Annotated in this window: 17 protein-coding genes, 1 tRNA gene and 1 pseudogene; 7 read left to right on the top strand and 12 right to left on the bottom strand. The window is 71.8% G+C overall.

The window, feature by feature from the left end:
- On the bottom strand, positions 1–889 hold an 889-nt coding region (locus AB0I68_RS29690; protein WP_363180442.1), incomplete at its 3' end, for a DUF2510 domain-containing protein.
- A 268-nt stretch (positions 890–1,157) separates the two neighbouring features.
- On the opposite strand from AB0I68_RS29690, the gene AB0I68_RS29685 reads away from it, so the two are divergent.
- Positions 1,158–1,637, top strand: coding sequence for an SsgA family sporulation/cell division regulator (locus tag AB0I68_RS29685; RefSeq protein WP_363180441.1), 480 nt, complete (start codon positions 1,158–1,160; stop codon positions 1,635–1,637).
- A 98-nt stretch (positions 1,638–1,735) separates the two neighbouring features.
- Here the strand turns inward: AB0I68_RS29685 and AB0I68_RS29680 are convergent, their stop codons facing one another.
- A complete protein-coding gene (locus tag AB0I68_RS29680) occupies positions 1,736–3,118 on the bottom strand; it encodes an FAD-linked oxidase C-terminal domain-containing protein (protein ID WP_363180446.1) in 1,383 nt (460 codons plus the stop codon).
- Positions 3,119–3,250: 132 nt separating this feature from the next.
- On the opposite strand from AB0I68_RS29680, the gene AB0I68_RS29675 reads away from it, so the two are divergent.
- Entirely contained in the window at positions 3,251–4,816 is a 1,566-nt protein-coding gene (locus AB0I68_RS29675) for a tetratricopeptide repeat protein (protein WP_363180440.1), read from the top strand.
- A gap of 202 nt (positions 4,817–5,018) precedes the next feature.
- Here the strand turns inward: AB0I68_RS29675 and hppD are convergent, their stop codons facing one another.
- Positions 5,019–6,173 (bottom strand): 4-hydroxyphenylpyruvate dioxygenase, encoded by a 1,155-nt coding sequence (gene hppD / locus AB0I68_RS29670; RefSeq protein WP_363180439.1) that lies wholly within the window; start codon positions 6,171–6,173, stop codon positions 5,019–5,021.
- A gap of 133 nt (positions 6,174–6,306) precedes the next feature.
- Between hppD and AB0I68_RS29665 the strand changes: the two genes are divergently transcribed.
- The 4 genes from AB0I68_RS29665 to AB0I68_RS29650 all read left to right on the top strand — a co-directional run bounded on the left by AB0I68_RS29665 (position 6,307) and on the right by AB0I68_RS29650 (position 9,020).
- A complete protein-coding gene (locus AB0I68_RS29665; protein ID WP_363180438.1) occupies positions 6,307–6,777 on the top strand; it encodes an Lrp/AsnC family transcriptional regulator in 471 nt (156 codons plus the stop codon).
- A gap of 76 nt (positions 6,778–6,853) precedes the next feature.
- Complete coding sequence (locus AB0I68_RS29660) at positions 6,854–7,438, top strand: helix-turn-helix domain-containing protein (RefSeq protein ID WP_363180437.1); 585 nt, start codon at positions 6,854–6,856, stop codon at positions 7,436–7,438.
- Between the two features lie 50 nt (positions 7,439–7,488).
- Positions 7,489–7,710 (top strand): hypothetical protein, encoded by a 222-nt coding sequence (locus AB0I68_RS29655; protein WP_363180436.1) that lies wholly within the window; start codon positions 7,489–7,491, stop codon positions 7,708–7,710.
- Complete coding sequence (locus tag AB0I68_RS29650; RefSeq protein ID WP_363180435.1) at positions 7,707–9,020, top strand: MFS transporter; 1,314 nt, start codon at positions 7,707–7,709, stop codon at positions 9,018–9,020. Before AB0I68_RS29655 ends, AB0I68_RS29650 begins: the two co-directional genes overlap by 4 nt.
- Here the strand turns inward: AB0I68_RS29650 and AB0I68_RS29645 are convergent.
- From AB0I68_RS29645 to AB0I68_RS29625, 5 genes and pseudogenes are all read right to left on the bottom strand, one after another.
- The gene (locus AB0I68_RS29645; protein ID WP_363180434.1) at positions 8,950–9,747 is read right to left on the bottom strand and encodes a S16 family serine protease; all 798 of its coding nucleotides are present in this window, start codon (positions 9,745–9,747) and stop codon (positions 8,950–8,952) included. The two genes, AB0I68_RS29650 and AB0I68_RS29645, sit on opposite strands and share 71 nt — an antisense overlap.
- Before the next feature lie 159 nt (positions 9,748–9,906).
- Positions 9,907–10,548 (bottom strand): helix-turn-helix domain-containing protein, encoded by a 642-nt coding sequence (locus tag AB0I68_RS29640; protein WP_266628887.1) that lies wholly within the window; start codon positions 10,546–10,548, stop codon positions 9,907–9,909.
- Between the two features lie 430 nt (positions 10,549–10,978).
- Positions 10,979–12,763, bottom strand: a complete 1,785-nt coding sequence (locus AB0I68_RS29635) for a DEAD/DEAH box helicase (RefSeq protein ID WP_363180433.1) — start codon at positions 12,761–12,763, stop codon at positions 10,979–10,981.
- Between the two features lie 156 nt (positions 12,764–12,919).
- Positions 12,920–13,317, bottom strand: a pseudogene (locus AB0I68_RS29630) (Fic family protein).
- Positions 13,314–14,771 (bottom strand): MFS transporter, encoded by a 1,458-nt coding sequence (locus AB0I68_RS29625; RefSeq protein WP_363180432.1) that lies wholly within the window; start codon positions 14,769–14,771, stop codon positions 13,314–13,316. The pseudogene AB0I68_RS29630 and the gene AB0I68_RS29625 overlap by 4 nt, the downstream one beginning before the upstream one ends.
- Before the next feature lie 180 nt (positions 14,772–14,951).
- Here AB0I68_RS29625 and AB0I68_RS29620 point away from each other — a divergent pair.
- Positions 14,952–15,023 (top strand) — tRNA-Cys (locus tag AB0I68_RS29620).
- 74 nt (positions 15,024–15,097) lie between these two features.
- Here AB0I68_RS29620 and AB0I68_RS29615 read toward each other — a convergent pair.
- From AB0I68_RS29615 to mycP, 4 genes are all read right to left on the bottom strand, one after another.
- Complete coding sequence (locus AB0I68_RS29615; protein WP_363180431.1) at positions 15,098–15,766, bottom strand: hypothetical protein; 669 nt, start codon at positions 15,764–15,766, stop codon at positions 15,098–15,100.
- A gap of 120 nt (positions 15,767–15,886) precedes the next feature.
- Positions 15,887–18,202 (bottom strand): hypothetical protein, encoded by a 2,316-nt coding sequence (locus tag AB0I68_RS29610; RefSeq protein ID WP_363180430.1) that lies wholly within the window; start codon positions 18,200–18,202, stop codon positions 15,887–15,889.
- A gap of 12 nt (positions 18,203–18,214) precedes the next feature.
- Positions 18,215–18,643, bottom strand: a complete 429-nt coding sequence (locus tag AB0I68_RS29605) for a hypothetical protein (RefSeq protein ID WP_363180429.1) — start codon at positions 18,641–18,643, stop codon at positions 18,215–18,217.
- 52 nt (positions 18,644–18,695) lie between these two features.
- Positions 18,696–19,880, bottom strand: coding sequence for a type VII secretion-associated serine protease mycosin (mycP, locus tag AB0I68_RS29600; protein ID WP_363180428.1), 1,185 nt, complete (start codon positions 19,878–19,880; stop codon positions 18,696–18,698).
- Positions 19,881–19,895 lie beyond the last annotated feature (15 nt).

Below are 19,895 nucleotides of genomic sequence, written 5' to 3'. Positions count from 1 at the left end.
CTCGGCCGGCCGCGGCGGGCTCGGCCGGGGCGGGCTCGGCCGGGGCGGGCTCGGCCGGGGCGGGCTCGGCCGGGGCGGGCTCGGCTGCGAAGGGCGAGGCGGCCTCGAGCACCGGGGCACGGTTCGCCGGGGCCGTTGCCGCCGGGCGGCGGTCCGCCGGGGCCGCCGGTTCGGGCCGGACCGCCGGGCCGCGCCGCACCTGCGCCTCGGGCCATGAGGAGGTGAGCCCGGTTCCGGGGCTGCCCCCGGGGGCGGCGGGCCACTCGGCCGGTGCGGGAGCCGGAGCGGGCGGCGGGGCCTGGCCGGCCGGGGAGCGCGCCGACAGGATTCCCACGCCCTCGGCGGAGCCCCGCGCCGCCGAGGCGTGCGCGGGGAACCGCTCCGCGGTCGCCGCCGCGGCGGCCGGCGTACGGGCGAAGGACACCCCCGGCCCGCGCTCCGGCCGTTCGGCCTCGTCCAGCGGCTCCGGGCGCGGCCCGCGGCCCGGCTGGCCCCCCGCCGAAGGGGCGGGCGCCCCCGCTTCGGGCTCCGGCTGCGGCGGGTTGCCCCAGGACACCCGGTGGTCGCGGGGGCCGCCGAAGCCGGACTGGTGGAGCGGGTCGGCCTGCCAGGCGGCCGCAGGCGCGGGTGCCGGCGCGGCGGGCCCGGCGACGGGTTCGGGTTCCGGTTCGGGTTCGCGTACCCGTTCGGGTTCGGGTTCGGGCAGCGCCTCGGTCACGCCGGTCTCGTCCAGGAACACCGGGCCCGTCTCGTCGGTCCGGGCGGCAGGGCGGCTCGTACCCGGAACCCAGTTGAGGCCGTTCCAGTACCGGACGAACCCGGGGATGGACGGATCGGGGTAGTAGCCCTCGCGGGCCGCGTGCTCGCCGTCACCAGGGGAGGCCGTCAATGTCCCCAACTCCGATCGTGGCTTGAGGCTTGTTCAAGGGGAGGACCATAGCCAAGAACCGTGCCCCGACAGGTCCGGTAACGGGAGAATCCAAGCCTTTGAGCGAACGCCACACCCTACGGCCGTTTTCGGTCAGCCGACAGAATCAGGCCAATCTCCGAATCGGTCCGCGAAGTCGCGTCATACCCGGGCACATCGGCGCTCTCTCCGGGCGTGGGGCGCGAACCCGGCCCCGCGTCGCGATCCGGAGAACCGAAGTGAGGCCGCCATGCACCACCCCGTCGTCGAGCGCGAGCTGGAACTCAAGCTGGTCCTGTCCCCCGAGCGCAGCATCGCCGTCCCCGCCCGGCTGGTCTATCTGACGGACGACCCGTACGCCGTGCACATCACCTTCCATGCCGGCTCCAGCACCCCCGTCAACTGGACGTTCGCCCGCGAGCTGCTGGTCGAGGGGGTGTTCCGCCCGTCCGGCCACGGAGACGTCCGGATCTGGCCCACGAAGGTCGACAACAAGGCCGTCCTCTGCATGGCGCTGACCTCCCCCGACGGCGACGCCCTGCTGGAGGCCCCGGCGGGCTCGGTGTCGGCCTGGCTGGAGCGCACGCTGCGCGTGGTCCCGCCCGGCACCGAGGCCGAGCGGCTGGGCCTGGACGACGCGCTGGCGGAGCTGCTCGCGCCGACCCCGGCCGACGACCTGTGGATGCGGGACCCGTGGCCGTCGGACGAGTCGGCGGACGGGGACCTGTGATGCGGGGCCGTCTCCGTCTCGTGCACTCCGTACGCGTCATACCCGGTGCGCCCGGTGCACCGGCCGGGCCCGGGGCACCCGGCGCACCCGGTGTGCGGTCAGAAGAGCTTGCCGGGGTTGAGCAGGCCGAGCGGGTCGAAGGCCTGCTTGACCGCGCGCTGCATCTCCAGCCCCACCGGCCCCAGTTCGCGGGCGAGCCACTCCTTCTTCAGGACCCCGACCCCGTGCTCGCCGGTGATGGTCCCGCCGAGGGCCAGCCCCAGCGCCATGATCGCGTCGAAGGACTCGCGGGCCCGGCGCGTCTCGTCCTCGTCGGCCGGGTCGAAGCAGACCACCGGGTGGGTGTTGCCGTCGCCGGCGTGCGCGCAGACCCCGATGAGCAGGTCGTACGTGCGGGCGATGGCGGCCGTGCCGTCCAGCATCTCGGCGAGCCGCGAGCGCGGTACGCAGACGTCGTCGATCATCGTCGCCGGGCGCAGGGTGTCCAGGGCGGTCAGCGACATCCGGCGGGCCTGGAGCAGCAGTTCGGACTCCGCCTCGTCCTCGGCGGGCACGACGGCGGTGGCCCCGGCGGCCGTGCACAGCTCGCCCACGGCCGCGAGGTCGTCGGGCGCGTGCGGGGTGTCGAACGCGGCGAGCAGCAGGGCCTCGGTGGTGTCCGGCAGGCCCATCTTGCCGAGCGCGTTGACGGCTCGGACGGTCGTACGGTCCATCAGTTCCAGCAGCGAGGGCGTGAGTCCGGCCTCCATGACGGCGCAGACGGCCGCGCAGGCGGCCGCGGCCGAGGGGAACTCGGCGGCCAGCGCGAGCTGCCGGGGCGGCGCCGGACGCAGGGCGAGGACGGCCTGGACGACGACGCCGAGGCTGCCCTCGGAGCCGACGAAGAGCCGGGTGAGGTCGTATCCGGCGACGCCCTTGGCGGTGCGCCGGCCCGTGCGCAGCAGCCGCCCGTCGGCCAGGACCACGTCGAGGCCGAGCACGTACTCGGCGGTGACCCCGTACTTGACGCAGCACAGGCCGCCGGACGCGGTGCCGATGTTGCCGCCGATCGTGCACTGCTCCCAGCTGGAGGGGTCGGGCGGGTAGTACAGGCCCTGTGCGGCGACGGCCCGCGAGAGCACGGCGTTCACGACCCCGGGTTCGACGACGGCGATGCGGTCGACGGTGTTGATCTCCAGGATCCGGTCCATCTTGACGAGGGACAGCAGGATGCAGCCGTCGGAGGCGTTGGCGGCGCCGGACAGGCCGGTGCGGGCGCCCTGGGGGACGACGGGGACCCGTAGGGCGGTGGCGGTGCGCAGGACGTGCTGTACCTGTTCGACGGTGCGGGGCAGGACCACGGCCGCCGGGGTGCCGGCGGCGCAGAAGTTGGCCATGTCGGTGGCGTAGGAGGCGGTCACCTCGGGATCGGTGAGGAGGGCTTCGGCGGGGAGCCCCTCCAGGAGGCTCGCGCGCAGACGTACGGAGAGAGCGTCGTCCATGACATCCATGTGCCCAGCGTGGCATTCGGCGGGGGTACCTCCCAGCGGTACTGGGGGACCATCGGTGTGAACACGGCCGCGACGGGCTTCGGACACCTCGGCGAACTCATCATATTGACGCACAGTTACCCCATGGACCGTATCGACCGTATCGACGAGGAAGCGCAGCAGCCCGCGCCACCCGTGACCTTCACCGGCCGCAAGACCCTCGTGGCGGCCGCGGTCGCGGTGGTCCTGATCGCCGCGGCCCTGCTGGTCCGGCCGGCCCGCCAGGGTGACGACGCCCGCCCGCCGGGGCCCACCGAGCGGGCCGCCTCGGCGGTCGGCATGGGTGCGCCGGCGGCGGCGGTGGACCTGACGGCGCTGGTCGCGGACCGGGAGAAATGGGTCGCGGGGCACGCGAATGACGACGCGTCCTGGGCCGTGCTCGGGGCGGCGTACCTGGAGCAGGCGCGCCGGGCGGCGGAGCCCGCCTGGTATCCGAAGGCGGAGAAGGCGCTGAAGCGGTCGCTGGAGATCCGCCCGGCCGAGAAGGGCAACTTCGACGCGATGACGGGCATGGGCACGCTGGCCAATGCCCGGGGCGACTTCGGTACCGGGAAGAAGTGGGGCGAGCTCGTACGGGCGCAGGCGCCGAAGCGCTGGACGGCGTACCCGGTGCTGGTGGACGCGTACACGGGCCTGGGCGACTACAAGGCCGCCGAGCGGTCGATGGAGCGGCTGCTGGACCTGCGGCCGGGGCTGGCGGCGTTCATCCGGGCCTCGCAGGTCTACCGGGACCGCGGCTGGCGCGAGGACGCGACGATGGCGATGGAGCACGCCGGGGGCGCGGCGAAGTCTCCGGCGGAGAAGGCGTACGTGCTGTTCCGGCTCGGGGAGCTGTCCTGGGAGCGGGGCGAGACGGCCGAGGCGCTGCGCCAGTACGAGGGCGCGCTGCGGGCGGACCCGGCGCAGGCGGAGGCGCTGGGCGGCCGGGCCAGGGCGCTGGCCGGGCTGGGCCGGGGCGGGGAGGCGGTCCGGGACTACCGGATGGCACTGGGCCGGGCGCAGGTGCCGCGGCTGGCGCTGGAGCTGGGCGAGCTGCTGGATGCGCTGGGGCGCGGCGACGAGGCGAAGGCGCCGTACGAGATGGTGCGCGCTGCTGCTGCGCGGGGCGCGGCGGAGGGCGTGAACGAGACGGTGGTTCTCGGCCTGTTCGAGGCGGACCACGGGGATCCGGGGTTGGCCGTGCGGCGGCTGACGCAGGAGTGGTCGCGGCACAAGGGCATGCAGGTGGCGGATGCGCTGGCGTGGGCGCTGCACAAGTCGGGCGATGACACGGGGGCACTGGAGTACGCGAAGAAGTCGACGGAGCGGGGGGTGCGGAGTGCGGACTTCGCGTACCACCGGGCGATGATCGAGCGGAGTCTGGGCGATGACGCCGGGGCCCGCCGCCACTTGCAGGAGGCGCTGCGGACGAACCCGCGGTTCTCCCCCGTCCGGGTTCCGCAGGCGAAGGAGGCCCTCGCCTCGATCGGCCAGCCGCCGGCGGGCGGCCCGGAGAACATGCAGCCGCGCACGCCGTGGGTGGCCCCGGACCTCCCGAAGGCGGCCAAACCGAAGCCCGCGGCGGCGAAACCGAAGCCGTCGCCCAGGAAACCGAAACCGACCCCGACCCCGACCCCGACCCCGCAGCCGAGTCCCCCGGCCAAAACCTGAGACGGCCCGCGCCGAGCCCACCCCCGCCGGGCAATTCCAGCCCCGCCGGCGTTTGAGGCGCGGGGCCCGGGCGCGGAGCCCCGCTCAACCCAGCCCCGCCGGCGTTTGCGGCGCGGGGGCCCGGGGGCGGAGCCCCCGCAGCGGCGCCGCATGCGAAGGCCCCCCGCGCCGGCAGCGGCACAGGGGGCCCGGGAGCCGGGGCCTACAGGTTGCCCCGCTTGGCCTGCTCGCGCTCGATCGCCTCGAACAGGGCCTTGAAGTTGCCCTTGCCGAAGCCCATCGACCCGTGCCGCTCGATGATCTCGAAGAACACCGTCGGGCGGTCCTGCACCGGCTTGGTGAAGATCTGCAGCAGGTAGCCGTCCTCGTCGCGGTCGACGAGGATCTTCAGCTCGCGCAGGGTCTCCACCGGCACGCGGGTCTCGCCGGCCCACTCGCCCAGCGTGTCGTAGTACGAGTCCGGGGTGTCCAGGAAGGCCACGCCCGCCGCCCGCATCGACCGCACGGTCGCCACGATGTCGTTCGAGGCGAGCGCGATGTGCTGGACGCCGGCGCCGCCGTAGAACTCCAGGTACTCGTCGATCTGCGACTTCTTCTTCGCGATCGCCGGCTCGTTGATCGGGAACTTGACCTTCAGGGTGCCGTCCGCGACCACCTTCGACATCAGCGCCGAGTACTCGGTCGCGATGTCGTCGCCCACGAACTCCTTCATGTTCGTGAAGCCCATGACCTTGTTGTAGAACGCGACCCACTCGTTCATCCGGCCGAGCTCGACGTTGCCCACGCAGTGGTCGATGGCCTGGAAGGTGCGCTTGGCCGGGGGCTCGACCATCGGGTCGACGGCGACGTAGCCCGGCAGGTAGGGGCCGGAGTAGCCCTTGCGCTCGACCAGGGTGTGGCGGGTCTGGCCGTACGTGGCGATCGCGGCCAGCACGACCGTGCCGTGCTCGTCCTTGACCTCGTACGGCTCGTCCAGGCCGCGCGCGCCGTGCTCGACGGCGAACGCGTACGCCGCCCGCGCGTCCGGGACCTCGATCGCGAGGTCGACGACGCCGTCGCCGTGGTCGGCGACGTGCTCGGCGAGGAAGCGGCCGTGGTCCGTCGTCGCCTTGATGACCGACGTCAGGACGAAGCGCGCGGCGCCGTTGGTGAGGACGTAGCTGGCCGTCTCGCGGACGCCGTTCTCCGGTCCGGAGTAGGCGACGAGCTTCATGCCGAAGGCGGTGGAGTAGTAGTGCGCGGCCTGCTTGGCGTTGCCTACGGCGAAGACGACCGCGTCCATGCCCTTCACCGGGAAGGGGTCTGCTTCACGCGCGGTGTGGGGCGTGGTTTCGAGGTTCGCCAGAGACTCAGTCATGAACGCAGAGTCCCGCCGATCCACAAGCTGCGCAATAGTTTCCTGTTTGGCTGTACAGACTGACCAGCCGAGGCGGAGTATGGCTGAGAGATCTGTGCAGTATGACCACCCGCGGAGCAGCCCGGAGGCAGCCATGGGGATCGACGAACTCGACGGCCGGCTCATCGTCCTGCTCGCGCGCGAGCCCCGGATCGGGGTCCTGGAGGCCTCGCGCCGGCTCGGCGTGGCCCGCGGCACCGTACAGGCCCGGCTCGACCGGCTCCAGTCGAGCGGGGTCATCCGCGGCTTCGGTCCCCAGGTGGACCCGGCGGCCCTCGGGTACCCGGTGACCGCCTTCGCGACGCTGGAGATCAAACAGGGCCAAGGGGCCGACGTACGGGCGCACTTGAACGGAGTGCCGGAGGTGCTGGAGCTGCACACCACCACCGGGCACGGGGACATGCTGTGCCGGCTCGTGGCCCGGTCCAACGCCGATCTGCAGCGGGTGATCGACCGGGTCGTCGGGCTCGAGGGGATCGTGCGGGCCTCGACGGCGATCGTCATGGAGAACCCGGTACCGCTGCGGGTCATCCCCCTGGTGGAGCAGGCGGCGCACGAGGGCTGAGCCGTCCGGGCGGTTCCAAAGAAGACGTTGCAAAGAAACCCTTGCATAGGAATCTGTGCAACTCTATTGTCGAGCCATGCCCGAAGAGCCGGAAGCCCCGGAACCCAAGGTCCGCATGCTCGACGCCCGCTCCCTGCGCGGCCTCGCCCACCCGCTGCGCATCCGCATGCTCGCCGCCCTGCGCCACGGCGGTCCGGCCACCGCGTCACAGCTGGCGGAGCGGCTCGGGGAGTCGAGCGGTTCCACCAGCTACCACCTGCGCCAGCTCGCCGCGCACGGGTTCGTCGAGGACGCGCCCGGGCACGGCAAGGGCCGCGAGCGCTGGTGGCGGGCCGCCCACGACGGCACCCGGTTCGACGAGAAGCTGCTGTACGACGAGGACCCGACCACGCGCGGCGCGGCGGACCTCTTCCTGCACGAGATCGCGACGATCCACACGCAGGAGATGAGCACCTGGCTCGGCACGGCCCACAGCTGGTCCCAGGACTGGCGGCGCGCCTCGGACATCAGCGACTTCACGCTGCGCCTGACCGCCGACCAGAGCCTCGACCTCATCCGCAAGGTGCACGACTTGATCAACAGCTACCGCGACCTTCCGCCCGCGGAGGGCACCGAGACGGTCCGCTTCCACACGCACGCGTTCCCGCGCGCGGGCGAGTAGCAGCACCCCGCCCCCTCTTCCCTCGTATTTCCCGCAGAAGGAGTCCTGCCATGCACGCCTTCACGCCCGCCGAGATCCACGCCGAGACGCACGCCGCCCGTACCGCCGAACTGGCCGCCGAGGCCGCAGCCTGGCACCTCGCCCGCGAAACCGCCCCGGCCACCCCCGCCCTGCGCAACCGGCTCGGCGAGGCCCTGGTCGGCGCCGGGATCCGGCTGATGCAGCCCGCCCACGTCCACGCCCGGATCGCGCACGCCCCGCACGCCGCATGAGCCGGCGGCCCTTCGCGGCCGTCCTGGCCGCCAACACCATCTCCATAGCCGGGAGTTCACTCACCCTGATCGGCGTCCCGTGGTTCGTGCTCCAGACCACGGGCAGCGCCGGCCGGGCCGGGGTCGTCGCCTTCTGCGCCACCCTGCCCGTCATCGTGGCCGCCCTCGTCGGCGGCCCCGTCATCGACCGGATCGGCCGCCGCCGGGTCTCGGCGGCCTCCGACCTCATCTGCGCCCTGTCCGTCGGCGCGATCCCGCTGCTGCACTACGCGGGCGTGCTGGAGTTCTGGATGCTGTGCGCGCTGATGGCCGTCGGGGGGCTCGTCCACACGCCCGGCCTGACCGCCCGCGGCGTCCTGCTGCCGGACCTCGCCGAGCACGCCGGCACCACCGTGGCCCGGGCGGCGAGCCTCTACGACGCGGTCTCCCGCGGAGCCCGGATGATCGGGGCCGCGCTGGCAGGCGTACTGATCGCGGTCTTCGGGGCCGAGTCCGCCCTGCTGCTGGACGCGGCCACCTTCGCCGCCTCGGCGCTGCTCGTCACCGCCTTCCTGCGCGGGGTCCCGGCCGCGGAGCCGCAGCCCGCCGCCGGGAAGGTCTCCTTCGCCGGCTACCGGGCCGAACTGGCCGAGGGCTGGACCTTCCTGACCCGCTCCCGGCTGCTGGCCGGCATCACCGTCATGGTGATGATGACCAACGGCCTCGACCAGGGCTGGTCCGCGGTCCTGCTGCCCGTGCACGGCCGCGAGGCCCTCGGCGGTGCCACCGCGGTCGGCCTGCTCGTCTCCCTCTTCGGCGGCTTCGCGCTGCTGGGCGCCCTGCTCTACGGGGTGTGGGGCGAGCGGTTCTCCCGCAGGGCCGTGTACACGGCTGCCTTCCTGCTGTGCGGTGCACCCCGGTACGCGGTGGCCGCCTTCACCGACACGCCGCTGCCGCTCGCGGTGACGTTGGCGCTGTCCGGGCTCGGCGCGGGCGTGCTCAACCCGATCCTGACCACCGTGGTCTACGAGAGGGTGCCGGACGAGCTGCGCAGCCGCGTCTCGGGCGTGACCACCGCGGGCTGCGAGCTGACCATGCCGCTGGGCGGGCTCGCGGCGGGCCTGCTGGTCGACGGGCTCGGGGCGGCGCGGACGCTGCTGCTGTTCGGCGGCGCGTACCTGCTGACCACGCTCGCACCGCTGGTCTTCCCGGCCTGGCGCACGATGGAGCGGGTAGGCCCCGCCGACCTCTCCGCCGACGTCAGCAGGACGGAACCGGCTGTCCCCGCGTCAGCGCACGCAGCGCCTGCACCGCGTCCGTCAGCGAGCTGACGGGGACCAGCCGGAGCCCCTCGGGGAGTTCGGACTGCGCGTCGGCGCACTCCGCCTCCGGTACGAGGAACACGCTCGCCCCGTCGCGCTGCGCGGCCTGGGTCTTCAGCGCCACACCGCCGACCGCGCCGACCTTGCCGTCCGCGCTGATGGTGCCCGTACCGGCGATGGTGCGGCCGCCGGTGAGATCGCCGCCGCTGCCGTCGCCGTCGAGCTTGTCGACGATGCCGAGGGAGAAGAGCAGGCCGGCGCTCGGGCCGCCCACATCGGCGAGATTGAGGCCGACCTTCACGTCCTTCGGGTCCTTGTGGAGGTACCCGAGGGCGGCCCGGGTGGCCGCCGACTGCGATTCGGTCATCTGCTCCAGGTTGTGCGCCTCGATCTCCTTGTCGCTTCCGCCCGTGGGGTAGACCGCCTCCTTGGGCATGACCGCCCGGCTGCTGTCGAACCAGTCGTCGACGAGCTCGGGCAGGGTCACGGTGGTGGAGGGACCGGTGGCCTGGATGGTGGTCATCCGGAGCTGGCCCGTGGTCTGCCGGGTCGGGGCGCCCGTCACGGAGATCACGGACTTCCCGTCGCGGGCGCCGAGCACGTCGGCCGTGAGCCCGGGCTGGGCGATCACGAAGGGCAGCGGCGCGAAGGCCGCGGCGGCGAACAGCCCGAGCACGGGCACGGCGCAGACGGCCAGGGCGGCGGGACGCGGCAGACGTGTGAGGCGTGAGAGCACCCGGTCAATCTATCGGGCGCACCCCGCGCCGCCGCGCCCCGGCGGTCGGAACGCGGCTCGGCAGGCTCTCGTACGGCGTCGACGCGTCTCGGCGCGGGGCACGGCAGGTGTGCGCCCGGAGGCCCTGGGCGCCCCTCGGCGCGGGGGCCGTCGGCGGCTTCAGCGCAGGGCGTCGGCCACCTCGCGGGCCGCGTCCACGACGCGCGGGCCGACTCGCTCGGGCACGGCGTCGGCCAGCATCACGACGCCCACGCTGCCCTCCAGCCCCGTGATGCCCACGAGGGGCGCTGCGGCGCCGCTGGCGCCCGCTTCGAGCTCCCCGTGGGTCAGCGTGTAACCGGGCTCGGTGAGCGTGCCCTGACGGGCCGCCAGAATGGCCCGCCCGGCCGCCCCGCGGTCCAGCGGGTGGCGGAAGCCGGGCCGGTAGGCCACGTGGTAGTCGGTCCAGGTCGGCTCGACGACGGCCACGGCGAGCGCCTCGGTGCCGTCGACGAGGGTCAGGTGCGCGGTGGCGCCTATGTCCTCGGCGAGGGACCGCAGCGCGGGCAGGGCCGCCTCGCGCACGAGCGGATGCACCTGCCGCCCGAGCCGCAGCACCCCGAGCCCGACGCGGGCCCGGCCGCCGAGGTCGCGGCGGACCAGGGCGTGCTGCTCGAGGGTGGCCAGCAGGCGGTAGACCACGGTGCGGTTCACACCGAGGCGGTTGGAGAGCTCGGTGACGGTCAGACCGTGGTCGGTGTCGGCGAGCAGTTTGAGGACTCTGAGCCCTCGGTCCAGAGTCTGGGAGGTTTCCGCGGTCACGACGCCTCTCCCTCTCTCGGTGAGCGGCGGTGACTCTCGGGATGGAACGACGCCGGTCCCACGGCGACGCACGGAGAGGCCGCCGGTAGCGGCCATGGCACCGGCTGCGCTCCCGCGGCGGCGCTGCCACGGGGCGTTCGATGCGGGGACAGTAGCGAGCGGGTCCGCTCAGCGGAAGGCCTCGTCCAGAATCCGGGCGCCAACTACCCCTTTGTGCCGGTTCAGGATCGCCCGCGGAGTCGATTCGTGACCTCGGCCGGCCCGGGGAGCCTGTGCGATCCCCCGACGCCGATCCCGGGTCCGCGGGCCCGGCGGCGCCGGGCGCGCGCCCCGGACTGACACGGAACGTGACCGGGGCCCGTGCGAACCTCCGCACGAACCCCGCGTCACAGTCCGTAGGAACGGTGCCCCGGAGGACGGGCCGAGGAGCTCACCGCATCCGGGTGGCCCACTCCTGGACCTTCTTGATCCGCTCCCGCAGCTGACCCGCCGTCGCCTCCGCGCTCGGCGGCCCGCCGCACACGCGCCGCAGCTCGGTGTGGATCACCCCGTGCGGCTTGCCGCTCTGGTGGACGTACGCCCCCACCATCGTGTTCAGCGACTTGCGCAGCTCCAGCAGCTCCTTGTGCGAGACCACCGGCCGCCGGTCGGCCGGCAGCTCCAGCAGGTCCGCCTCCCCGTCCGGCTTGCGGCGGCTGTGCGCGATCTGCCGCGACTGCCGCTTCTGCAGCAGCATCTGCACCTGGTCCGGCTCCAGCAGCCCCGGGATGCCGAGGTAGTCCTGCTCCTCCTCGCTTCCCGGGTGGGCCTGCATGCCGAACTCGGCGCCGTCGTACAGCACCCGGTCGAAGACGGCGTCGGACTCCAGCGCCTCGAAGGACATCTGCTCGTCCTCGCCGGTGTCCTCGTCCTCCTGCCGGTTCGCCTCGTCCATCTCCTTCTCGGACTCGGCGTACGGGTCCTCCTCGCCCTTCTTCTTGGGCTTGTCGAGGACGTGGTCGCGCTCGACCTCCATCTCGTTGGCGAAGCCGAGAAGGTAGGGAATGGTCGGCAGGAACACGGAAGCCGTCTCGCCGCGCCGCCTCGAGCGCACGAAACGTCCGACGGCCTGCGCGAAGAACAGGGGCGTCGAAATGGTCGTGGCATAGACGCCGACGGCGAGGCGCGGTACGTCGACGCCCTCGGACACCATCCGGACCGCGACCATCCAGCGGTCGTCGTTCCCGCTGAAGGTGTCGATGTTCTTCGAGGCGCCGGTGTCGTCGGAGAGCACCAGGGTGGCCTTCGTCCCGGTGATCTCGCGGATCAGCTTGGCGTACGCACGCGCCGAGTCCTGGTCGGAGGCGATGACGAGCCCGCCCGCGTCCGGGATGCCCTTGCGGACCTCCGTCAGCCGCTGGTCGGCGGCGCGCAGCACGTTCGGCATCCAGTCGCCGCGCGCGTCCAGCGCGGTGCGCCAGGCCTGCGAGATGGCGTCCTTGGTCATCGGCTCGCCGAGGCGGGCCGCGATCTCGTCGCCCGCCTTGGTGCGCCAGCGCATGTTGCCGCTGTAGGACAGGAAGATCACGGGCCGCACGACGCCGTCGCCGAGCGCGTTCCCGTATCCGTAGGTGTAGTCGGCGGAGGACCGCCGGATCCCGTCGTTCCCCTCTTCGTACGTCACGAAGGGGATGGGATTGGTGTCGGACCGGAAGGGCGTACCGGTCAGCGCGAGACGCCGGGTCGCCGGGTCGAAGGCCTCGAGGCAGGCCTCACCCCAGGACTTCGAGTCACCGGCGTGGTGGATCTCGTCGAGGATGACCAGGGTCTTGCGCTGCTCGCAGCGGTTGCGGTGCAGCATCGGCCGCACGCCGACGCCCGCGTACGTGACGGCGACCCCGTGGTAGTCCTTGCTCAGCGGCCCGGCGGAGTACTCCGGGTCCAGCCGGATGCCTATCCGGGCGGCGGCCTCGGCCCACTGCTTCTTCAGGTGCTCGGTCGGCGCGACGACGGTCACCTGCTGCACGACGTGGTGGTGCAGCAGCCAGGACGCGAGCGTCAGCGCGAAGGTCGTCTTGCCTGCGCCGGGCGTCGCGACCGCGAGGAAGTCGCGGGGCTGGGTCTGGATGTACCGGTCCAGCGCACCCTGCTGCCAGGCGCGCAGCTTGCTGGCGGTACCCCAGGGGGCACGGCCGGGGAAGGCGGGTGAGAGGTGGTGGGAGGCGGTAGTAGTCACGGTCTCCGGTTCGGGCTCTCGGTGGCGGTGGCGGCGGTCGTACGTAGGACAACCGGGCCACCTTACCGGGGCCGGCCGGCCCCTCGCGGAGGGACAGGCCCGTGACCTCGGCGGGTGCGGCGAGCGTCACACCGGGGCGAGGCTCACACCGGCACGTCAGCCGGCGAATCCGGGCAACTGGGCCGCGATCTTGGGGACATCGAGAGCCCCCGGCACACGTCGAGCACGAGCTGCCCGGCTTCGTCGACGTCGAGAGCGGCGTCGAGCGGATGGCCGTTCAGGTGCAGGAAGACCCACGTCGCGCACCAGGCGATGCGCTTGTTTCCGTCCACGAGGCCGTGGTTTTGGGCAAGCGATTCCGGCGGGGCCGCCGCCTTCTGCCACACGTCCGGACGGGCGTCCCGGCCGAAGACGCTCGCTCGCGGGCGCGCGAGCGCCGAGCCGAGCAGGCCGAAGCCGCGCACCTCGTTCGCCCCGAGACGCTCCGCGAGGTTCAGCAGCCGCGCGGTGCCGGCCGGTACCACCCGGTGCTGCGCGGCACCGGGCGGTGTCATGCGCTGTCCGGGACCGGGTCCAGCCGGGTCGCGACCCAGGCTCCCACCAGCGCCACGCAGGCCATCGGCAGGAAGACCACGACGAACGCGGCGGGGTGCGGGGCCGCCCCGTCGGCGGCGACGGTGTGCGCGGCTCCCACCGCTCCCCCGCCCAGTGCGGCGAACGCCGCGCCCCCCGCCGCCAGCAGCACCACGTTGGCCAGCGCGTCCGAGATCTGCAGCGCGGCGGAATTGGCGCCCGCCTCCTGCGGCGCCGACAGCTTCAGCAGCAGGACGCTGGTCGAACCGATCACCAGACCCATCCCCAGACACCCCACCGCCCAGGCGGCGGCCGGCGTCCACACCGGGACGGACTCGATCAGCACGGCCGGGGCCGTGGCGATGGCGAAGGCCACGAGCACCATCCCGGCGACCATCAGCCGCTCCCGGTACGGCGCCATCCACCCCTTCGACTGCAGCCACGAGCCGCCCGCCCAGGTCACCCCGCCCGCCGCGAGCGAGAACCCGGCCAGCGTCGGGCTCAGCCCCCGCTGGGTGACCAGCATCAGCGGCACGAAGCTCTCCGCCGCGATGAACGACCCCGCGGCCACCCCGCGCAGCAGCACCACCGAAGGCAGCCCGCGCCGGGCGAGGTACGTCCCGCGCGGCAGCAGCCCCCGTACGGCGGGCACCAGCAGCGCAGCACCCGCGACGGCCGGGAGCAGCGACAGCCACCGCAGGTCCTGGGCGGCGTACTGCAACAGCCCCACCCCGACGGAGATCCCGAACGCCAGCCGGATCCGCCGTCCGTCGAGGGCGGTGGGCGGCGCGTCCGGATCCACCGGCCCGGACGCGGTCCGCCGTATCGCCGGCAGGGCCACCACCAAGGGGACGACGACCAGGACCGGTATGCCGAGGAACACCCAGCGCCAGCCGAGGTGCTCGGTCACGCTCCCCGAGGCCAGCGGCCCGACGATGGACGGCACCACCCAGCTCGCGGCGAAGGCGGCCATGATCGCGGGCCGCAGCCGCTCCTCGTACGCACGGCTCACGACGACGTAGAGGGCGACGATGACGAGCCCGCCGCCGAACCCCTGCACGGCCCGCCCCAGAACGAAGACCCACATGTCTCCGGCGGTCCCGGCGAACACCAGCCCGGCGGCGAAGGCCCCGATCCCGACGGTCAGCGGCCGCAGCGGCCCCTGCCGGTCGGCCCACTGCCCGGACAGCACCATCCCGAAGAGGCTGGTGGTGAAGTACGCGGAGAAGGCGAAGGCGTAGAGCCCGACCCCCTCCAGCTCCCGCGCGACGACGGGCATGGCCGTCCCGACGGCGGTCGCCTCGAAAGCGATCAGAAAAATCACGGAGATGACGCCGATGCTGAGCGTCCGGTACGCGGACCCCAGAATCCCGCCCTGCGGCTGGAGCGGGACCGGCACACTGCGCTGTGGCACGCGGGGTTCAAGGGCACTCATCGCCCCAGAGTAAGGCCCTTGGCCCGGTTGCACCCCTGTCAATTTGACGGATCCCGCGATCGTCCGCGAGTCCTAGGACCAGGCCACTGTGAACGCGGCATGGCAGTCGCATTGCAGCCCCCGCGCCCCCCTTCCGACCCGCCGCGACCGCCCGTACGGTCATACGCATCACCACCCCACAGCCGTGTGCCCGAGTGGTTGAGGGACTCGCCTGCAAAGCGAGTTACGCGGGTTCGATCCCCGCCACGGCTTCCCCTGAAGGCCGCCCGGCCCCATCCGGGCGGCCTTCTCTCCGCCGTCCGGTGGCACTCGGCCCGCGCCGTACGTCACGGCTTCGGGAGGGCAGAGGCCCCTTCGGGTAGTCCGCCGTTGTTCTCGCACCCCAGCTCTTTGGCGATCGCAACCGCGCCGGAGTGGGCGAGGACCAGGTAGTCCTCACCCAGCACGCCGTCTCCCCTGCTGCCTTGGTACCGGTCCTTGTAGAAGGCCGTGATCCGCAGCGGCATGTCGCGTGTGGAGCCGACACGGGTACTCACGCAGTCGAAGGCCACGCCTCGCTCTTTGTCGGCGCGCGTCACCCGGACAGCCGTCTGGTCAGCTCCCGGCGCGCCGGCGTTCCGGCTCGCGGCGGCGAGGCGAATTTCCCCGACCCGCTTCCCCCTGCCCACGGTTCCGGTGACGGTGCATGCAGGAGCGGCGAACTCTCCGGCTTTCGGCCCCGCGCGGTAGAACTCCTCCAGAGCCTTGCCCATGGCCGTGACGCCGACGGCCTGAGCATCGTCGTTGACCAGATGCGAGGACTGCAGGACATCCTTCAGGGCCTCACCGGCCGCATCGGTGATCAACCCGGGGCATGCCTTCGTCAGATCCACTTCCGGAGACTTCACCGATGGCGACGCCTTGAACTCGGGATCTGACGTGGTACATCCTGCGACAAGGGTCACGAGCACCGCGAGTGCCGCGACGCGAGCGGTGGAAACCATCAGGGCACGCACTTCAGCTCCTTGTAGGGGAAGTCCTGGTCATCCCTTCATCAACTGAACGCACATCGGCCCGTCCACCTCGCGGCCAGGTGCGGCGTGCCGTCGGCTCCCCAACCAGCCTCGCCACGGGCATCAGGATGTCCCCTTCGAACTGTCCACCAAGTCGCGGCCGACCGAATGAGCGACCGCCGATTCCTTGGACGCCACACCGGCGAGCGTGTTGATCTCCTTCTCGGACAGGCCCGAGCCGGCAGCCGCGTGCAGCACGGCCTTGCTTGCCGCACCGCTTGTCTGGCCCTCGGCCTCTGCGTACATCTTCGCCACAGCCTCTTCGGTGTTGGCGGTCTTCTCCTTGCCCTTCTCCTTGGCGTCTTCGACGAAGAGCTCGGTGACGTCCTCCTGGACCCACTCCGCGACGTCACCGGCGACCGGCACCATTTCGAGGTACTTACCGCCGACGGCCGAAATGCCGCGGTTGATCCACTTGGCGCCGTCCTCGACGCCCTTCACGTACTCCTCGTTCGTGTGGGCGGTCTCGGCGTGCATGCCTTGGGCGCGGGCCTCCGTCATCATGCCTGCGATCTGGCCACCGGGCTGCACGGCGTTCTCCACGGCCGCGTCCAGGAGGCTGTTGTCGCCGTGATGCTGAACCACGTCGGTGATGAGGACCGCCGTGAACGCCTGGTTGGCATTCGTGATGGCGCCATAGGCCTCCGGATCCTGGCCGACCGCGCCGAGGAAACGGGACATCGTCGCCTTGTTGAACTCCGCCATGTCCCCGGTGACCTTGATCTGGTTCCCGCCGTTCTCGGCGGACGCCTGGAGGTCCGGGATGTATTCCGCCGCCATGTTGCCAAAGTGCCCCGACAGGGCGCCCAGCCTCGGCTTCTTGTCCTCGTCGTCCGGGTCCTGCGCCACCAGGGACGGGTCGTCGCCGACCTTCTCGACGACGCGTTCCATGATCGCCGTCATTTCCTTGGTGTGCGGGACGGGCTTCGCGTCCTCGTCGCCCGACACGCGGCCCGAGACGGCCGCTTCGAGGGCGTTGCCGAGTGCGTCCTGGGCCGGGCCTGCTTGGCCGTAGGGGTTGGCGGGAGTCTGGTCGAAGGCGTCGGTCCACGACTCCTTGTCCAGCATGTAGTCGACCATGCCCCGGGCCTTGCCGTGCTGGCCGCCCACCACCTTGTCGGCCGTGGTGACGATGCCGTCGCCGTTGCTGTCCTGGCGGACCGGCTCGTTGAAGAAGGCCGTCGCCGCGTCCGGGTTGTGGGACATCGCGTCCATCAGGCCCGTCAGCGGGTAGAAGCCCCGGCTGCCGTCCTTGCCCTGACTGAGCACCGTCTTCGGGTCGTACGGTGCCCCGTGCTCCCAGGCTTTGAGGTTCTCCCGGTCGAACGCGACCATGTCCCGGCCGACCGAGGTCAGGAAGTCCTTGTCGTACTTACCCTCGTGGAGCAGCGCGCCCAGCGCCTGGTAACCGTAGATCTTGCTGGTCAGATCGCCGGTGACCGGCATCTCCTTGCGACCGTCCTTCATCAGGTCGGTCGTCCACGCCGCATCCAGGTGGTTCGGCGAGCTCTTCTGCGTGGCGAGCCCCAGCATCGCGCCCATGCCGTTCTGGATGTTGCCGACCATCGCCAGACGGTCCTTGCCGGCGTCCCCCAGGGTCGACGCGTCGATGGACAGCTTCGCGTACGCCTCAAGCGTGCCTTCGGGGCCCAGCTTGCGGTAGAAGTCCGTCGAGAAGTCGGCCTCGTTGCGGTTGTCGTCGAGCAGGTCCTCCAGCTCGCGCAGCGCCTCGGGGTTGCGGGCCACGCCGCCCTGCTCCTTGCCGAGCTTCTTCATCAACTCGGCGGCCCTGTCGGCCTGTTCGCCGTCCAGGGTGGTGTACTTCGGCACGGTGAAGTTGTTGTCGTCCGTGACATTGGCGCGCAGTGCGCGGACCAGGGAATCGTCCGCGTCCGCGCAGTCCTCGACGAGCCGGTCCACCCTTGCCTGCCAGGCTTTGCGGTTCTCCTCCTGCTTGCGCTTGAACTCGGGGTAGTCCGGGTCGTGCCGGGCCGCGTACTCGGTCTTCAGGTCCATCGGAACGGCCGAGACCTTGCCGGCCGCGTCCACTCGGAACCCGGCGGCCAGGGCCTCCTCGTCGGCGGCCTTCTTCAGCGCGTCCCGGGCCGTCTTGATGGTGGTGTGACCGTCGCTGAGGAGCTGGTGGACGCCCTTGGCCTCCTTGGCCGCATCCTCGAACTCCTTGGCCGTCTTGTCGACGAACGCCCGCCCGACACCCGCGGAGACCCCGCTCCACTCGGCCTTGTCGGCCTTGGCCTTCATGCCGTTGCGAGCGGCCTCGGCCATCTCGTCCAGTTTGTCGGCCATGGCCTTCCAGTCCGTGACCGCTGTCTGAAGCTTGTCCAAGGGCGCGTTCATCACGTTCTCGTACGTCAGCATGGAGGGCGCCGCCTACTTGAGGTACTTGTCGATCGCGGACGTGGTGAAGTCGGCGTGCAACTGCTCCTCGTCCATGGCGTGGGACTTGAGCGAGTAGTTCAGGCCGTTCGAGATGTTCGCGCAGGCGGCCACGAGGGTCTTCACCTGGCTCTCCCACATGGTGTTGACCTTCAGCAGCGCCGCCCCGCTGGCGAAGCTCTCCTTCGTGAGCGCCCCGGCGGCCTCGCCGGTGGCGGTGGCGGCGTGCTTCCCGTCCGTCTGGAGCCGCGAGTGCAGCTTGTACGCCTCGGTGCCGATGGCGCCGATGTGGTCCTGGTTGAGCTCCAGGTCGCCATCGCCACCGCCGCCGCCACCGGGCTCGACAGGTACGTGGTTGAGCCGCATGGAGACGTTGGTGGCGGCCGTGGCGCGTGCCGCCGACCATTCCTCGTCGAACGACATCGCGTGAACTCCTGCGTGAGGGAGGGGCCGGTCAGCGGTCAGTCGGCACCGGTCAGCGCCGGTTGCGGCTTATGACGACCGCGGCGACGGCTCCGCCGATGATCACGCAAGCGCCCAGACCGAGGGCGATCCAGGGAAGAGTGCTGCCGCTCTTCTTCTCCTCGGCCTGGGGCGCCGGCTTGGCGGCCGCCGAGTCGGTGGCCTTGCCATCGGTGGAGGGCGTGGGGTTCTTGGCCCCGTCCGCGGCAGCCAGGTCGGGCAGCGGGTACACGTCGGCCGGTCCGGGATCGCCGGGGTTGGGGACCGCAATCCTGGGCCGGACGATGCCGTAGCCGATGTAGTCGTTGCGCGGAGCACCGTCGGTCGGCTTGCCGGCGGTGTTCAGGAGGACCCGGAGAACCTGGTTGTTGGTCCAGTCGGGGTGCGCGGACCAGAGGAGGGCGGCGGAGGCGGAGGCGAGGCCCGACGCGTCGCTGGTGCCGTGGGTCTTACAGAGCCCTGTCTTACCGGTACAAGCCATGACGATGTCGATGCCCAGGGCAGACAGGTCCACCTGCGGGCCGTGCTGTGACTCCTTGGTCGTCTCACCCTTGGCATCCACTGCGCCGACGCCCACCACTCCAGGCGTCGCAGCCGGGTATTCGACCTCGTTGAGCGTATCTCCGGAGTTGCCCACGGCGGCGAAAATCAGCTTGCCCTTCGAGAGCGCGTACTTCACCGCCTCGGCACGCTCCCGATCTGCCTCTGGCTTGCCGGACCTACCCATGGAGATATTGACGATCTTGGCGTCCGAGTCCGCCGCGTATCGAATAGCCGCAACCAAAGACGGGGTGTTGTCCCCTTCCAGCAAATTGGGCACACGGATCGGGAGGATCTTGGCGCCGGGTGCAAGTCCGTAGGCACCATCCCCACTCGGGTGCTTTCCGGTACCGGCGATGAGTGCCGCCATGCCGGTGCCGTGGCCGTCGTAATCGTTGTCTTTGTCACCCGCGGAATCGCCAGCAGGAAAGACCGCGCCGGGAAGGACCTGCCCCTCAAGCTCTGGGATGCGATTAACGCCAGAGTCGATCACCGCGACGGTGATCCCCTTACCGGTGCTGATCTTCCAGATGTCGTCGGCCTTCATCGTGTCGAGATGCCATTGCTGCGAGCGAATGGTCTCCGCGTGGGCCGGGGTCGCGGCGACCCCGGCCAGCAGCAGGCCCACCAGGGCCGCGGTCGCCTTGCGCATGTGCATCCCGTATAACGTCCG

Origin of the sequence: Streptomyces sp. NPDC050448 (genome assembly GCF_040655295.1) — a bacterium.
Classification (GTDB): Bacteria; Actinomycetota; Actinomycetes; order Streptomycetales; family Streptomycetaceae; genus Streptomyces.
The sequence above is the reverse complement of the archived record's forward strand: the minus strand, read 5'-3'. Positions and strand labels throughout refer to the sequence as shown.

Coding starts and splice junctions, on each gene's coding strand:
- AB0I68_RS29685 (WP_363180441.1), top strand. CDS start 1,158: ATGCACCACCCCGTCGTCGAGCGCGAGCTGGAACTCAAGCTGGTCCTG.
- AB0I68_RS29680 (WP_363180446.1), bottom strand. CDS start 3,118: ATGGACGACGCTCTCTCCGTACGTCTGCGCGCGAGCCTCCTGGAGGGG.
- AB0I68_RS29675 (WP_363180440.1), top strand. CDS start 3,251: ATGGACCGTATCGACCGTATCGACGAGGAAGCGCAGCAGCCCGCGCCA.
- hppD (WP_363180439.1), bottom strand. CDS start 6,173: ATGACTGAGTCTCTGGCGAACCTCGAAACCACGCCCCACACCGCGCGT.
- AB0I68_RS29665 (WP_363180438.1), top strand. CDS start 6,307: ATGGGGATCGACGAACTCGACGGCCGGCTCATCGTCCTGCTCGCGCGC.
- AB0I68_RS29660 (WP_363180437.1), top strand. CDS start 6,854: ATGCCCGAAGAGCCGGAAGCCCCGGAACCCAAGGTCCGCATGCTCGAC.
- AB0I68_RS29655 (WP_363180436.1), top strand. CDS start 7,489: ATGCACGCCTTCACGCCCGCCGAGATCCACGCCGAGACGCACGCCGCC.
- AB0I68_RS29650 (WP_363180435.1), top strand. CDS start 7,707: ATGAGCCGGCGGCCCTTCGCGGCCGTCCTGGCCGCCAACACCATCTCC.
- AB0I68_RS29625 (WP_363180432.1), bottom strand. CDS start 14,771: ATGAGTGCCCTTGAACCCCGCGTGCCACAGCGCAGTGTGCCGGTCCCG.
- AB0I68_RS29610 (WP_363180430.1), bottom strand. CDS start 18,202: ATGCTGACGTACGAGAACGTGATGAACGCGCCCTTGGACAAGCTTCAG.
- AB0I68_RS29605 (WP_363180429.1), bottom strand. CDS start 18,643: ATGTCGTTCGACGAGGAATGGTCGGCGGCACGCGCCACGGCCGCCACC.
- mycP (WP_363180428.1), bottom strand. CDS start 19,880: ATGCACATGCGCAAGGCGACCGCGGCCCTGGTGGGCCTGCTGCTGGCC.